General features: G+C 49.5%; 19 protein-coding genes and 1 riboswitch. Of the genes, 2 read left to right on the top strand and 17 right to left on the bottom strand.

Going from position 1 to position 14059, the window contains the following annotated elements; all coding sequences use genetic code 11:
* Positions 1–7: 7 nt before the first annotated feature.
* The 8 genes from gcvT to comGA form a co-directional block, all read right to left on the bottom strand.
* Entirely contained in the window at positions 8–1108 is a 1101-nt protein-coding gene (gene gcvT, locus BBI15_RS07895; protein ID WP_068869063.1) for a glycine cleavage system aminomethyltransferase GcvT, read from the bottom strand.
* A 147-nt stretch (positions 1109–1255) separates the two neighbouring features.
* Positions 1256–1345: riboswitch (glycine riboswitch) on the bottom strand.
* Between the two features lie 143 nt (positions 1346–1488).
* Positions 1489–2001, bottom strand: a complete 513-nt coding sequence (locus tag BBI15_RS07890) for a shikimate kinase (protein ID WP_068869062.1) — start codon at positions 1999–2001, stop codon at positions 1489–1491.
* Positions 2002–2201: 200 nt separating this feature from the next.
* Positions 2202–2642 (bottom strand): competence type IV pilus minor pilin ComGF, encoded by a 441-nt coding sequence (comGF, locus tag BBI15_RS07880; RefSeq protein ID WP_068869060.1) that lies wholly within the window; start codon positions 2640–2642, stop codon positions 2202–2204.
* Complete coding sequence (locus BBI15_RS07875) at positions 2630–2902, bottom strand: hypothetical protein (protein WP_237150923.1); 273 nt, start codon at positions 2900–2902, stop codon at positions 2630–2632. The genes comGF and BBI15_RS07875 overlap by 13 nt, the downstream gene beginning before the upstream one ends.
* A 13-nt stretch (positions 2903–2915) precedes the next feature.
* Positions 2916–3359, bottom strand: a complete 444-nt coding sequence (comGD, locus tag BBI15_RS07870) for a competence type IV pilus minor pilin ComGD (RefSeq protein ID WP_257785651.1) — start codon at positions 3357–3359, stop codon at positions 2916–2918.
* Entirely contained in the window at positions 3344–3661 is a 318-nt protein-coding gene (gene comGC / locus BBI15_RS07865) for a competence type IV pilus major pilin ComGC (protein ID WP_068869059.1), read from the bottom strand. The genes comGD and comGC overlap by 16 nt, the downstream gene beginning before the upstream one ends.
* A gap of 11 nt (positions 3662–3672) precedes the next feature.
* Positions 3673–4716, bottom strand: a complete 1044-nt coding sequence (comGB, locus tag BBI15_RS07860) for a competence type IV pilus assembly protein ComGB (protein WP_068869058.1) — start codon at positions 4714–4716, stop codon at positions 3673–3675.
* Positions 4688–5713: a competence type IV pilus ATPase ComGA gene (gene comGA, locus BBI15_RS07855; RefSeq protein WP_068869057.1), complete on the bottom strand. Its 1026-nt coding sequence runs from the start codon at positions 5711–5713 to the stop codon at positions 4688–4690. Before comGA ends, comGB begins: the two co-directional genes overlap by 29 nt.
* Positions 5714–5999: 286 nt before the next feature.
* Here comGA and BBI15_RS07850 point away from each other — a divergent pair, with 286 nt between their 5' ends.
* Positions 6000–6242 carry a DUF2626 domain-containing protein gene (locus BBI15_RS07850; protein ID WP_058380895.1) on the top strand — a complete coding sequence of 81 codons (243 nt, stop codon included), beginning with the start codon at positions 6000–6002 and terminating at the stop codon, positions 6240–6242.
* 60 nt (positions 6243–6302) lie between these two features.
* Here the strand turns inward: BBI15_RS07850 and BBI15_RS07845 are convergent, their stop codons facing one another.
* Positions 6303–6938, bottom strand: coding sequence for an MBL fold metallo-hydrolase (locus BBI15_RS07845; RefSeq protein WP_068869056.1), 636 nt, complete (start codon positions 6936–6938; stop codon positions 6303–6305).
* Between the two features lie 152 nt (positions 6939–7090).
* Between BBI15_RS07845 and BBI15_RS07840 the strand changes: the two genes are divergently transcribed.
* On the top strand, positions 7091–7273 hold the full coding sequence (locus BBI15_RS07840) for a DUF2759 domain-containing protein (protein WP_068869055.1): 183 nt from the start codon (positions 7091–7093) through the stop codon (positions 7271–7273).
* 95 nt (positions 7274–7368) lie between these two features.
* On the opposite strand, the gene BBI15_RS07835 is transcribed toward BBI15_RS07840, so the two are convergent.
* The 8 genes from BBI15_RS07835 to pstC form a co-directional block, all read right to left on the bottom strand.
* The gene (locus BBI15_RS07835; RefSeq protein WP_068869054.1) at positions 7369–9273 is read right to left on the bottom strand and encodes an LTA synthase family protein; all 1905 of its coding nucleotides are present in this window, start codon (positions 9271–9273) and stop codon (positions 7369–7371) included.
* 155 nt (positions 9274–9428) lie between these two features.
* Positions 9429–9635, bottom strand: coding sequence for a YqgQ family protein (locus BBI15_RS07830; RefSeq protein WP_068869053.1), 207 nt, complete (start codon positions 9633–9635; stop codon positions 9429–9431).
* A complete protein-coding gene (locus BBI15_RS07825) occupies positions 9632–10207 on the bottom strand; it encodes a 5-formyltetrahydrofolate cyclo-ligase (protein WP_068869052.1) in 576 nt (191 codons plus the stop codon). Before BBI15_RS07825 ends, BBI15_RS07830 begins: the two co-directional genes overlap by 4 nt.
* Before the next feature lie 115 nt (positions 10208–10322).
* Positions 10323–10472 (bottom strand): 50S ribosomal protein L33, encoded by a 150-nt coding sequence (gene rpmG / locus BBI15_RS16255; protein ID WP_082799233.1) that lies wholly within the window; start codon positions 10470–10472, stop codon positions 10323–10325.
* A gap of 159 nt (positions 10473–10631) precedes the next feature.
* Positions 10632–11291 carry a phosphate signaling complex protein PhoU gene (gene phoU / locus BBI15_RS07820; RefSeq protein WP_068869051.1) on the bottom strand — a complete coding sequence of 220 codons (660 nt, stop codon included), beginning with the start codon at positions 11289–11291 and terminating at the stop codon, positions 10632–10634.
* A 73-nt stretch (positions 11292–11364) separates the two neighbouring features.
* Positions 11365–12186: a phosphate ABC transporter ATP-binding protein PstB gene (pstB, locus tag BBI15_RS07815; RefSeq protein ID WP_068869050.1), complete on the bottom strand. Its 822-nt coding sequence runs from the start codon at positions 12184–12186 to the stop codon at positions 11365–11367.
* A gap of 26 nt (positions 12187–12212) precedes the next feature.
* A complete protein-coding gene (gene pstA, locus BBI15_RS07810) occupies positions 12213–13091 on the bottom strand; it encodes a phosphate ABC transporter permease PstA (protein WP_068869049.1) in 879 nt (292 codons plus the stop codon).
* A 1-nt stretch (position 13092) separates the two neighbouring features.
* Positions 13093–14019 carry a phosphate ABC transporter permease subunit PstC gene (pstC, locus tag BBI15_RS07805; protein ID WP_068869048.1) on the bottom strand — a complete coding sequence of 309 codons (927 nt, stop codon included), beginning with the start codon at positions 14017–14019 and terminating at the stop codon, positions 13093–13095.
* Positions 14020–14059: the final 40 nt, after the last annotated feature.

Here is a 14059-nt window from a genome sequence, read left to right as displayed (position 1 = left end):
ATTCGGATTATTTAGAGCGTTTATAAAATGGCGCTGCGACAATTTTTGCTTTCAGGCGCTTGTTGCGGATTTCGACATCCACTTCCGTGCCTAGCTCATTGTGGTTTGCATCCAGCAAAGCCAGCCCGATGTTCTTCTTCAATGTCGGCGATTGTGTTCCTGTCGTGACTTCGCCGATTTTCTCGTCACCCTTGTATACTGCATAGCCATGGCGCGGGATGCCCTTGTCGATCATTTCGATGCCGACGGATTTTCGCGGCACCCCAGCTTCTTTCTGTTCCGCTAACGCCTGTTTCCCGATAAAATCGGATTCTTTTTTCAGCTTGACCGCAAAACCGATACCCGCTTCAAGCGGCGTGATATCCTTTGATAGCTCTTGCCCATAAAGTGCGAGACCTGCTTCAAAACGCAAGGTATCGCGGGCACCTAAACCTGCCGGCACGATGCCTTCCGATTCACCGGCTTCCAGGATCCGGTCCCATAAGGCCGTGACCGCTTCCGGGCTTCCATAGATTTCAAACCCATCTTCTCCCGTATAGCCGGTGCGCGATACCAATACTCGCTGCCCGGCTACTTCGACATTATCCTTGAACCGGAACGGGCGGATCGCCGATAGGTCTTCTTCCGTCAACGCAGACAATACCTTTTCAGCCACCGGCCCTTGCAAAGCCAGCAAGCCAAAGCGGTCCGAGGCGTTATCGATTTCGACATTGCCTTCGAGATGGTTTTGCATCCAATCGAAATCCTTGTCGATATTCGAAGCGTTGACCACGAGCAGATAGCGGGCATCGCCGAGTTTGTAGACAAGCAGGTCGTCGATGGTTCCGCCGTCTTCATAGCACAGAGCCGTGTAGTGCGCTTGCCCCTCCTGGAGCTTCGATACATCGTTGGTCAGCAATTTTTGCAAATATGGCAGGCTGTCCGGCCCCGATACGAAAATCTCGCCCATATGGGAGACATCAAACAACCCCGCTTTTGTGCGGACTGCTTCATGCTCTTCTTTGATGGAAGAAAATTGCACCGGCAATTCCCATCCGCCGAAATCGATCGTCTTCCCGCCATAGCGGGCATACGATTCAAACAAAGGTGTTCGCTTCAATTGTCCCAATCTTTTCCCCTCCTGTTTTCAAGGCACACAAAAAGGACAGAAAATCCCCTTTACTAGGAAAGGGAATTCTCTGTCCTGGCACCTGAAAGTTTACCGTAACGGCTTTCCTCATCGGTAGCTGCACAAGGTCAGCATTCTCCAGAGATGCGTCCTGTACGAGTCTTTTTGCCTGAGAGATTCATGATCGATCATTTGCTCCTTCGGCGACGCTATAGCGTTCTCTCCCCGTACAATCATCCGCCCAAATCAATGATGAATTGGTCCATCCCGTTATACAGAATAGTATAACTTCGACTACATCCTAACATTGAATCAGCGAAAGCGCAATCTTTTTTGTCTTAAAGCTCTAATTACGAACATTTAAAAATAAAACTTTAAAATCATTCGTTTTTCAAGCGTTTGACTTGGAATGCAGCATATTGCGTAATTTGCCTTAGCGTGCGGTGCTCGGTCCGGATGGTAATATGCGCTGTCCTTTTGTAATCCCGGTAGCGCGATTTATGGAGCGCCTCGATTTCCTCGCGTGTCGAACGCCGGACAATCGGGCGGTTCGGGTCTTTGTGGATACGGCGCCAAATTTCCTTGAAAGGCGCATCCAAAAATAACACGAGTCCCGTCTGGCGCATGAGGCGCTGATTCACTTTGCGCATCGTGACACCGCCGCCAGTAGAGATAATACAATGGTCCTGTTGCAAATTTTGCAAAAATTCCGTCTCGAGATTCCTGAAATATTCCTCGCCGAAACGTTCGAAGATTTCCGGTATCGTCATGCCCACTTGACGGACGATTTCTTTGTCCATGTCATAATAGGGCATCTTCAATAAGAAGCTTAGCCTTCTGCCGACCGCACTTTTTCCGCAGCCCATAAAACCGATCAAATATATTCTGTTCATTGTACCCACCCGTACTACCCTACTCAGGGATTTTATTTTGCCCAATTTCTATCAGTAGTTGTATAGTAGCATTTCTATGAACATTTTCCAAACTATCATAAGTTTGATATTCGATCGCATAAAGCAGCACCATATGGGATATTAGCGTCAATGCGGACATAAAGAACACGAGAGACAATGGATAGACTGCACCGGATTGGCTAGTCAGGAAGCGCAAGCGCATAATCGGCCTCCTCTTTTGCGCCGCTGTGAAACTCCAGTTGGATGGTCAAACGCTTGCCTTTTAATTGAAAAAAGCTGTTTTTCACATCGGTCAGCATGATTTCATGGCCCAGCTGGTCTTTGCGCTTGCGCACGACGCTGCCGTACAATTCGATATCGTAAACAACGCCTTCACGAACAATGCGTACGCCCTTTCCATCGCGCATAATGTAAATTTGTTCGCTGCCATCCAGATACTGCTGCAGCTCCAGCGCAAACAGGCGGAACTCTGTCGCGCTGGAATCCAAATCCACCAAAAATTGCGAGCTGAATAGATAGAACATCGCGGCAAGCGGCAGCATAATCGATAATGCCAACAGCTCCAACAGGCTGTCCAGAAAGGTAAACCCTTTTGATGACCGGATGTTCACTCGATGCATAAGCGCACATGCTCCCCTTGAAAATCCACGTACTCGACACAATGGCCTTCCGCTTGCCAGGAATACAAGATGCCGTTCACTGAGCGTTGGCCTTCAGCGCTGCCTGTAGAGGCAATGGTTTTTGCCGCTTCATGCAAGGTCTCATAAGCCGCGAGACGCTCTTTCTTCAGTTCGAGCCTGACCTGCATATCATGGACGAGCGGCAACAGCGAACCGAACACGAGAAATACCATAAACAGGCTGAGCATCGTTTCCGCCATGGAGATGCCCTTGTTATTTTGAAACCACCACGCGCCCTTTTCCAAGATGGACCGTCACCGTCCTTTCACCGCTGCTGGTCGAAAAGCGCATGGTGCCTGGCTGGTGGATTGATCCATTCGCCATGAAATACACTTCGCGCAGATTGCTGGATGCGTTCAAGCGAATCGACTCCGGCATGGCCCTGGCATATCCAGGGCGGGTCAATCCATACACCACTTCATAGCCTGGCTTGGCAACCCGAAAAACGACGACCACAGAAGTGCCGAGTGAATAACTTTGGCTTTGCGCATAATGAATGTCTTGCTCCAGCAATGCGAAAAAACGGTCTTCTTCCCGCTTTCTTTCGAGTGATGCAGCAGAAGCCACGACCAGTGAGGCACTGATTCCGACCGCCATCAACACGAGAAGCATTTCAATCAAGGTAAATCCTGAACTGCTTTTTAGGTACCTTTTGATGAGCTCACCACGCCGTCAACCGAAATATTGATCACTTCCCCATTCGGGCAGCTCGTCTCGCCTGTTTTCAAATAGCCTTCAGACACCAAGTCCGCCATCGCCGGTATCGCTTTTTTATCCATCCGGTAAGATTCCACTTGGCCCTGAACCATCTGGACGAAGGCCTTGCAGCCTTTTTCATCGACCGCCGATGTCTGTTTCGAGACATTCGGGATGGCAATCGCGATCAATACGGTGATGATCAACATGACGATCAACATTTCAATAAGCGTAAAGCCCCGTTGGTTTTTTAATCGTTTCATCGTATTCCTCCTTATATCGTATGGACGAGATTGTACATCGGCAAAAGAATCGCCAAATAGGCGGCGACGATACAAACGGCAATCAACACAAAGAAACTGGGCTGGATGATTTTCAATGACCGCTGGGCTTGCAGTTCCATCCGGTCGAGCAACACTTCGCTATAGAGCATCAATTCTTTCCCGAGCATGCCGGTCGCTTCCCCGTGGCGGATGAATGCCGCCATATCGTTTGCCGCAAAATCATGGCGCCCAACAGCAACTGACAGTGCGATGCCGGTCTTGACTTCGTCGTGGAGCGATTCAGCGATCTGGCTGATAATGGGGTGATGCTGCTGGATGCGCAATAATTTCAGCGCTTCCTGCAAGGAAATTCCGCTATGCAATAACGTGCCAAGTTCCCTAGAAGCGATTTGCGACCAATAAAGACGCATTACGGGGCCAATGGCCGGCAATTTGATCAATAGTGAAATTTGACGTTCTGCAGGCTGCCGCTTTACATATTCACGGAAGCCAATAATTATCAACGCAACAGCCGTGAAAACAGCGATCGCCACATCCGGAATGCGCAGCAAATAAACCGGAACCCCCTTGCCTTCCTCGCCGTGCTGCAGCGAAGAAATCAACGCAGTCAGATTGGGCACGTAATTGGTTCTGAAAAACAAGAACAACGCAGCGGTAAGAATTAACAGCGAGACCGGATAGATGAGGATATTGCGCAACTTCCTCTGCACTTCTTCAGTCCGCTTGAACCCTGCAGCGATGCCGGTCATCGCCTCGCCGAGTTTGCCATGAAACTCGGCAATCTCAACCGGGAACAATACGCGCTCGCGGAACCCGAGAAACTTGAGCACTTCCGCTGCGTTGCCGCCGCCTTTTAATATGCGGTCCATGCCCGCGAGCGCCTCGTCAACACGCTCTGTGTGCATGGGCAACAGGAGCGTCATGGCAACGGGAAACAAATAGCCTTCCGACATCAATACCGAAAGCCTCATCAAGAATTGGCCGCGGTCGCGAAACGGCAATCGGCTAGAATTCGAAAGCGGAATGAAGCGCACCGATCCTCACCCCTTCCCGGATCTGCCCGCCGAACGATAAATGCTCCGGCAGTTGATAATCCTGCTGCTGTTTCGCGGAACGAATCGCGTCCGCTAGACTGTCATCGCATAAAATCTCGTATAACGCGCGATGCTTCGTCTGGAGCTGCTCCAAATCCTCATACATCGGCACGATTTTCTGGGCTGCGATGCCAATGAGCGTCTGCAACATATCTTCGTAGGGGATGCCAAGGTCATGGAGCCTATGAATGCAGCCGACCGAATGCCTCGCATGGATCGTCGAAAACACCAAATGCCCTGTCAAGGCAGCCCTGACGGCTATTTCAGCGGTTTCGGCATCGCGGATTTCGCCGATCATGATGATGTCAGGATCATGGCGTAAAATGGCTTTCAAGCCGGTCGCATAATTCATTCCCGACTTTTCGTTTACTTGGATTTGAAGATAGGCAGGATTTTGCCGCTCGACCGGGTCTTCGAGCGTGATGACATTGCGGTTCAGCCGTTCGGAACAATGGCGCAAGAGAGAATACAAGGTCGTCGATTTGCCGCAGCCAGTCGGTCCTGTCAATAGCATTAGCCCTTGCCGTTCGCCGGCAAGCTTCTCGAGCAGCCTGGCCGAATCACGGAATGCCGCCAATTCGTCGAGAAACAACGCTGTACTGTCGGGGATGACGCGGATGACGATGCTTTCTTTCGTCATGACGGACGGCAGTGTTGAGATGCGGAAATGGTGGGTATGGCCATTCATCTGGAGATGGAATGAGCCGGTTTGGGGTTTTCGTTTTTCGCTCATGTCCAAAAGGGAGAGGTATTTGAAGTAGGCTATCATTCGATCGCCTAAATCGAAGGGGATTTTCGCCACCGGCTTGAATTGGTTGTAGGTCCGGTAGGTGATGCTGTAATCGCGGGGTTCAGGCCTGATGTGGATATCGGTGGTTTTTTCTTCTACGGCGGAATGCAATAGATCGAAGCAACGCCGTTCAATGATGTCTTGCATATTCACCTCCTGTCCGGGTCTAGGAGCGGAGGCTGCCTCCCCGCTCACCATTAGTATAAGCATATGGATGGTCCTTGGATATCAAAAATAGCAAAATAATTATTTGAGCGCCTCAAAGCCTTGAAATACAGGTTTTCAGGGCTTGCGTGCATAGCTTTAGAACGCTTTATGGAGACGCCTACACCGCTTTGTCACAATCTAGCCCGAAGTCCTTGTTTACACATAGACTCGTCTTCCTATATAATGAATAGGAGATTATTGTATTGTGGCAAAGGAGGGATTACCCATGGATAATATGTTTAAATTAATGGGATGGTGGACTGGAATCTTTGCAATCTTATTTTACGTCGGCGACATGGTAGAAGTATCATTGTTGATGGTTGCCAATACCGGCTTCTTCGTTCTTCTTGGATACTTGAACATTTCTGAACGCATGTACATGTATATTTTCGGAGCCTATCTGACAGTGTTTTTCGTTGGCTTTACTTACTACTCTACGTTCATCCACGTCCCAGGAGCAGGTCATTAATAGCAATTGAATGTGAACGCAAAAAAACGGCCTTCTCGGCCGTTTTTTTTTGCCTTTCTATTACCTCTGCAAGAAAGGGTTATGGTGTTTTTCCTGTATAGGGGTCGTTTCCGGCCCGTGTCCCGGGAACAGGAATGTTTCGTCCGGCAGCGTCAATAGCGACTCTCGGATCGACTTCAACAGCACTTGCTCGGAGCCTTCCGCCAAATCGGTGCGGCCGATGCTTCCCGCGAACAAGGTATCCCCGACGATCGCGAAACGGTCATGCGGGAAATAAAAACTGACGCTCCCCGGCGAATGTCCAGGCGTATGGTATAGTTCCATCTTGAATGGCCCGATTTCAAGCGATCGTTCCTCTGTGATCAATTTATCGGCTTCCGCTACGCGATAATCCGGCAACGCCGCGTATTTGCCCGATCCGTTCAAATTCGGCAAGCCCAGGAAATCGCGCTCCTTATAATGAAGGTAGACGGGGATTCCATATACCTCCCTCAATTCGTCGACTGCCCCGATATGGTCGAAATGGGCATGTGTCAGAAGAATCGCAAGCGGCGTCAATTGCTTGCGTTTCAGTAGTTCCTGGATTTTTCCGGCTTCCTCGCCAGGGTCAAAAATAAGGCATTGCTTGGCGTCGCCTGATACGATATAGCAATTCGCCTGCACTGGCCCTAGTTCCAACCGGTCAATTTTCAACATATTCCTCACCTCTATTGCAGTATATCATGAAGACATTCCCTGCTTGTTCAATAGAATGACATTTTTACGGCTCGACAAACTTGCTCACTTTCTTTACAATATAAAGAGTAGAAGACGGCACTGGCTGTTAAAGTTGAAGGGAGTGTCATAAGATGAGTTGGATTTTGATGGTTATTTTCGGCCTCACTGCAGTTTTGGCTGCAATCGGTACAGTTCAAACGCTAAAAAACAAAGAAGTTTTAGGATTCTTATTTAATTTTGGGACCTTTGTGATTTTCGGCGGTTTCACCGTTGCAACTCTCATTACACACGGTTACCCACCTGGCCTTCACTAAGAAAGAAGAAACCGGCGCATCCAATGCGCCGGTTTTTTTATTTTCCGTAAAGAAAAGGGCCGCCACACCGGAACGGTTGTAGCAGCCCTTTATGATTACGGTTGTTCTTGTTCACCCAATGTTTTCAATTGGCCGTTTTCCTCTTCATAGAACCTGAGCAAGTCGCCATTGATGATCGACTCGGAATACTGAAGTTCCTCCAGGGCACGTTCAGCATACGGGTCGCATACGCTTTGGTCTTCCACCGGTTCTCCAGTTTCGATATCGTAGCAGACATTCGCTGCATAGACATACTCATCGGTGACAAATCGCCCGTCACGGAAAATGACGAATTCCTCGTGTTCTTCTGAGAACAGATCGCCACCGAATTGGATATCTTTCTCGGTTTCCATGCCCATCAAATGCAAGATGGTCGAACGCATGTCCACTTGGCCTCCGATTTCCTCATCAACATATCCTTTTTCATATCCTGGGATATGGACGAAAAATGGCACTTTTTGCAATTGCGCCGATTCATACGGCGTAATTTCCTTGCCCAGATATTGTGCCATCGCTTCGTTATGGTTGTCGGAGATCCCGTAGTGGTCCCCGTACATGACGATGATGGAGTTTTCGTACAATCCTTGCTCTTTCAAGTCCTCGAATAAGGACTTGACTGCTTCATCCAGATAACGCGCTGTCTGGAAGTAACGGTTCAAAGTGCCGGAATTGGAGTCGAATTCGCTGATTAGCTTGTCTTCTTCATCCAAAGTGAATGGATGGTGGTTGGTCAGCGACAACAGGCGCGTATAGAACGGCTGCTGCATTTCGGTCATATGGCCGACGGATTGCTCGAAGAAAGGGATGTCCTTCATGCCCCAGTTGACCGCTTGCCCTTCTTCCACCGTGAAGCTCTGGAGATCGTAGAACTTATCGATGTTAAGCGATTCATACATCATGTCACGGTTCCAGAAGCTTTTCGTATTGGCGTGCTGGACATTGGTCGAATAACCTTCATTGCCCATCTTCTCCGCCATGGAATTGAAGGTATTGCCGCTATGCGTAAAGAACACGGCGCCTCCGCTCAACGGATACATGCCGGTCTCGAGCAGGAACTCAGAGTCGGATGTCTTGCCGAGCCCGGTCTGGTGGTAAAAGTTCGGGAAGTAGATTGTATCTTTATCTTGTGTCAAATCATTCATGAAAGGGGTGATGGTCTCACCGTTCATTTCATTGTTCAAGACAAAAGTCTGCAATGACTCCAGCGTGACGACGATCAGGTTGCGCCCTTCCGCTGCGCCGAACATTTCCTCTGACGGTTCAGCCTGGTTCGAACGGACATAGTTGGTCACTTCCGTCAATTCGGAGCCGTCCGCAAGCGCTCGCTGCGCTTGCGATTTCGATTGGATATAGATATCGTACAAGTGGTAATTGTACACGCCCAGGTTCTTGACAAGCATTTCGCGGTCAAAGCTGCGCGTCAACAGCTGCGGGCGTTCCGCTTCCGCAAGGCCGAGATTGAAGAACAGCACCGCTGCCGACAGGACGAAATATGCCTTGCGGTGTGTCGCTGCCGATTTGGCAACCGTCTCCTTTTCCTTCACGAAGCGCATCGCCAAGAGGATGATGATGATATCGGCGAAATAGAGAATGTCAGTCCAGTAGATGCTCGCGGCCGCACTGTTGCCGAGGTCGCCGAAATTATCTGTCTGGAACAACACGGGCAAAGTGATGAAGTCCGTAAAGAAGCGGTAAAACGCCACATTGCCGTACAGGATGATCGATGTCGCGACGGCGATAGCTACGATATAGCGGTTCCGCGCTTTCTTGCTCTTGAAGAAGAGCGCGCCTCCATAGGCGAATAATAATAAGCTCAAGGGGTTCAGGAACAGGATGAATTCCTGCAATGCATTGTCGATTGTAATGGAAAAGGCCGTTTTGTAGACGGCATATGTCGTCAACCATGTCGCGATGACTGCGATGGCCAGGACCGAATGCTTGGGCCATTCTTTGTTTTTCATTGCCGCACATCCTCCTCGTCTTTCCGGAGCGTTTGTCCGGTTCGTGCAAATTTCAGTATCAAGTAAAATGGAAATTCAATACCTTATAGTATAGAACAAATTCCCTTCTAACAAAAGCAATTACCCTTACTGGACGCCGCAAAACGCTTCCGGTTTCATGATTTTCCCTTTTTCTCATATTCTGTGCGTTTCTGGCGCAAAATCATCAAAGCGGATGCATATTCGCGCGGCGTGATGAACTCATGGTCATACAGTTCTCGGATATCGGATTCCATCAAATCGATGTCTGAAATGAAATCCGCAGTGTAGATGATCGTTCCGTACCGTTTCAGCAATTGCATTACATCGTAGAGGTCTTTCATGCTCTCACCGCCTTTGCATCGATCGTTCGTTTTTCAGTGATGATGCCGTCGACCGGGATGTCATGGCTTTCGATCGGCAATCCCGTAGCTAGCTGGAGTTCGAACGCCAAGGACCGTGTATTGCCGCTGTATCCGCTCAAATAACGATCGTAATAACCGCCGCCAAAGCCGATGCGATAACCGCTCTCCGTGAAGACCACGCCGGGCACGATCAATAAATCGATGCTGTCGGCGCCAATTGGCTGTGTCGAAGCTTCGATAGGCTCTTTCAAGTCCATATACACCACTTCCAATTGCTCAAAGCTGTCGAACAGGCGGAAGTCCATCGTCCGGCCTTTCGCAAAACATTTTGGCGCGGCAACTTTCTTCCCCAAACGCCAGCACGTTTCGATCAGCGGCATCGTGTCGACTTCCGGCCAGCGCGAAATGGTCACACCGATGCTCTCGGCTTGCTGGAAATCGGGGTCTTCCAGGAGTTTTTCCAAAATCGCCGATGACTTGCTTGCATGCTCCGATTTCGCGAGTTCGTTCATTTGGCCGATGACCGATTTTCTCAATACTGCTTTTTCCATTGCGCAAACGCCCTTTCTGCTGAACTGTATAGCCTGTCTATGTATATGTTCTATAGTAAACTGCACCTAACAAAAGAAAAAGCCAAAACCCCGGGAGGTTTTGGCAGTCAATTACTTACTTCGTTTCACGGTGTGTTGTCATTTTCTTTTCACGTGAGCAATATTTTTTCAATTCAAGACGCTCAGGGTTGTTGCGCTTATTTTTAACAGTGCTGTAGTTTCTTTCGCCACAGTCTGTGCAAGCTAGTGTAATGTTTACACGCATCGATATCCCTCCCAATTCTTTCAAAAATCCATTTCATTAATAAGCGTGATCTATACGACTTAATTATTATAGCATACCTTCAGTGATTGTCTACTGAAAAATCCCGTGTCCCGGTGATTTCCGTAAATAAAAAACCACAGCCGTAACTGTGGTTTCCCTTCATTTGTTCAGATCGTAATGGCGGCCCCGGACGAGATAGAATAATTGCTCCGCAATATTGGTCGCATAATCCGCAGAGCGCTCCATATAACGGCTGACAAACGCCAGCTGCGTCACTTGGCTGAGTTTTTCAGGCTCTCTGGCACTATGTTGGAACAACAGCCGGATCGCTTCACCGTATAAATTGTCGACTTCATCATCGAGCTCGGCAATTTCCTTCGCTTTTTCCACGTCTTCCTCTATCAAGGCATCGATGCCTTGGCGCAGCATGGAAGTGGCGAGTTCGTGCATGCGCCCGATCTTGCCGATCGGCTCAAGCAACTCCTGCTGCCCGATGCGGATCGTTTCTTTCGCGATGTTGACGGCATAATCCCCGACCCGCTCCATGTCCGATGCGACTTTGATCGTGACGATCAAGCGCCTGAGATCGGTCGCAACCGGTGATTGCTTGGCGATCATGAGAATCACTTGGTCATTGAGCTCTTCTTCGAGCCGGTTGATATTGGCATCATTATCGATCACTTGAAGCGCCTTGTCGATATCATGGGCGATGAGCGCGTCCATCGATTTGTCGAGTGCATCGATTGCCATCGTGCTGAGTGTAATCAATTGTTCCTGCGCTGAGTGCAATTCATATTCAAACTTTTCGCGTACTGCCATTTACTGTTCCTCCCATTCATCCATTTGTCACGGCCAGCAGGAAGCTCTCGTTCTCCCTGATTAGAGTTGTGGGTCAGCCGAATCGACCTGAAATATAATCCTCTGTCCGTTTGTCGGCAGGGTTCGAGAAGATGGTATCCGTACGGTCGTATTCGATGACTTCCCCATTCAAGAAGAAGGCAGTTTTATCGGTAATCCGCGCAGCTTGCTGCATATTGTGCGTTACGATGATGATGCTGTATTGTTCCTTCAACTGCTGCACCAATTCTTCGATCTTCAATGTTGAAATCGGGTCGAGAGCAGAAGTCGGCTCGTCCATCAAGATGACGTCCGGTTCGATCGCCAATGTCCGCGCGATGCAGATCCGCTGCTGTTGGCCGCCCGAGATGCCGTATGCATTTTCGTTCAGGCGGTCTTTCACTTCGTCCCAGATCGCTGCGCCGCGCAAGCTTTTCTCGACGATTTCGTCCAGGATTTTCTTGTTCTTGATGCCATGGATGCGCGGTCCGTAGGCAATATTATCGTAAATCGATTTCGGGAACGGATTCGGCTTTTGGAACACCATGCCGACACGTGTGCGCAATTCTTCAACCCCGTAACTGGAATCGAAGATATTACGGCCGCGGTAATGAATTGCGCCTGAAGTTTTCACGGAAGGCACCAGTTCCACCATGCGGTTCAAGGTTTTCAAATAAGTCGATTTCCCGCACCCTGATGGCCCGATGATCGCCGTCACTTCGTTTTCCCCGATTTCCAAGTCAATGTTTTTCAAGGCATGGTTATTGCCATACCATAGATTCAATTGACGCGTGCTATAGACACTTTCCTTTTCAGCTAGTTCTACTGAAGTAGGCTGTGCTGTATCGATTTTCGTTTTGATCGTTGCTGTGTTCATAATGAACTCCCCTTCCGCATGACACTTTAATAGGATTTATCGAATTTGTTCCGAATGAAGACTGCTATTGAATTCATGAATAACAACACGACCATCAAGACGATGATCCCGGCAGCTGCAACTGTCTGGAACTCCGCTTGTGGGCGGCTCGACCAGTCGTAGATTTGCATCGGCAAAGCGGTGAACGTGTCCATGACGCCTTCCGGCAAAAATTGGATGATGACCGGGATACCGACGACGATCAGTGGCGCCGTTTCGCCGATGGCACGCGACAAGGCAAGAATGCTGCCTGTTAGAATGCCAGGAATTGCTGCCGGCAAAATGATGCGCACGATGGTCTGCCATTTGGTAGCACCCATGCCGTACGATGCATCGCGCAATTCGCCAGGAACCGAACGGATCGCTTCCTGTGCCGCTACGATAATGACCGGCAGGATGAGCAAGCTCATCGTAAAGCCTGCTGCGAGGATGCTGTTGCCGAGCGCCAAAGCGCGGACAAAAATCGTCAATCCCAAAAGTCCGAAGACGACCGACGGAACGCCCGCCAAGTTGGAAATGTTCATTTGGATAAACGTCGTGATGCGTCCTTTTTTGGCGTATTCCTCTAAATAAATCGCGGACCCCACACCAAGCAAAATGGATGTCGGGGCGACAACTGCCATTAACCAAATCGACCCGACAAGCGCCGCTTTGATCCCTGCTTTTTCCGGGAACCGCGATGCAAAATTGGTCAGGAAATCAAGCGATAAATGCCCTGCCCCTTGACTGACGATCCGGTACAGCAAGATGACCAACGCAAGCAGCGCAAGCGCCGTGGCAAACATGAAGAGCCCTTGAAAGACCCGGTTAACGATCATCCGGCCGTTCATGCGACGAACAACCTTTTCGTGTTCAACGTATCTCATCTTAATATTCCTCCCGGAAACGTTTTGACATATAGCCTGCCAGGATATTCATCGCCATCGTGAAGAGGAATAAGGTAAACCCGACCGCATAAATGGAATAATAGATTGTCGTCCCATAGCCGGCATCGCCTTTGGATACTTGCACGATATAGGCGGTCATTGTCTGGATCGAACCGGTGAAATCGCCATCGAATTTCGGCGTGGAACCTGCCGCAAGCGAAACGATCATCGTCTCGCCGATCGCACGGGACAAACCGAGCACAACCGAGGCAATGATGCCGGAAAATGCGGCTGGAACAGTGATTTTCCAAGCGACTTCAAACTTTGTCGAGCCCATGGCAAGCGCCCCGTCGCGAATGCTTTTCGGGACAGATGACATGGCGTCTTCAGACAGTGAAGCAATCATCGGGATAATCATGATGCCAACGACAATCCCCGGTGAAATCGCGTTGAAGATCTTGATCTCCGGGAAAAAGCTTTGCAATACAGGTGTCACGAACGTCAGGGCGAAAAAGCCGTAGACGATGGTCGGGACCCCCGCCAGCACTTCAAGGACCGGCTTGACGATGCGCCGTACGTTATCAGAAGCGTATTCGCTCAAGTAAATGGCAGCTGAAATGCCGATCGGCACAGCCACGATAATCGCGATGCCGGTAATTTTCAGCGTACCGACGATCAATGGCCAAATGCCGAACTGCGCTCCGCTATTGGCGAACGGCAGCCAAGTCGTGCCAAGGATGAAATCGGCGAGCGGCACCCGCGTAAAGAAGGTAATGGTTTCAATGATCAATGTCAGGACAATCCCGATAGTTGTCAAAACCGAAACAGAAGCGATCAGAAACAATAGAATCGGGATGAGTCTCTCAATGACTTTTTTACTTTTCTTATCTTTCGACTTTGCGATCAGTTCTTGAACCGATGTCCGCATAATGGAATCCCCTTTCAACCGCAAAAGGCGAGCAGCAGCT

Source organism: Planococcus plakortidis, from assembly GCF_001687605.2.
Lineage (GTDB): Bacteria > Bacillota > Bacilli > Bacillales_A > Planococcaceae > Planococcus > Planococcus plakortidis.
The sequence above is the reverse complement of the archived record's forward strand: the minus strand, read 5'-3'. Positions and strand labels throughout refer to the sequence as shown.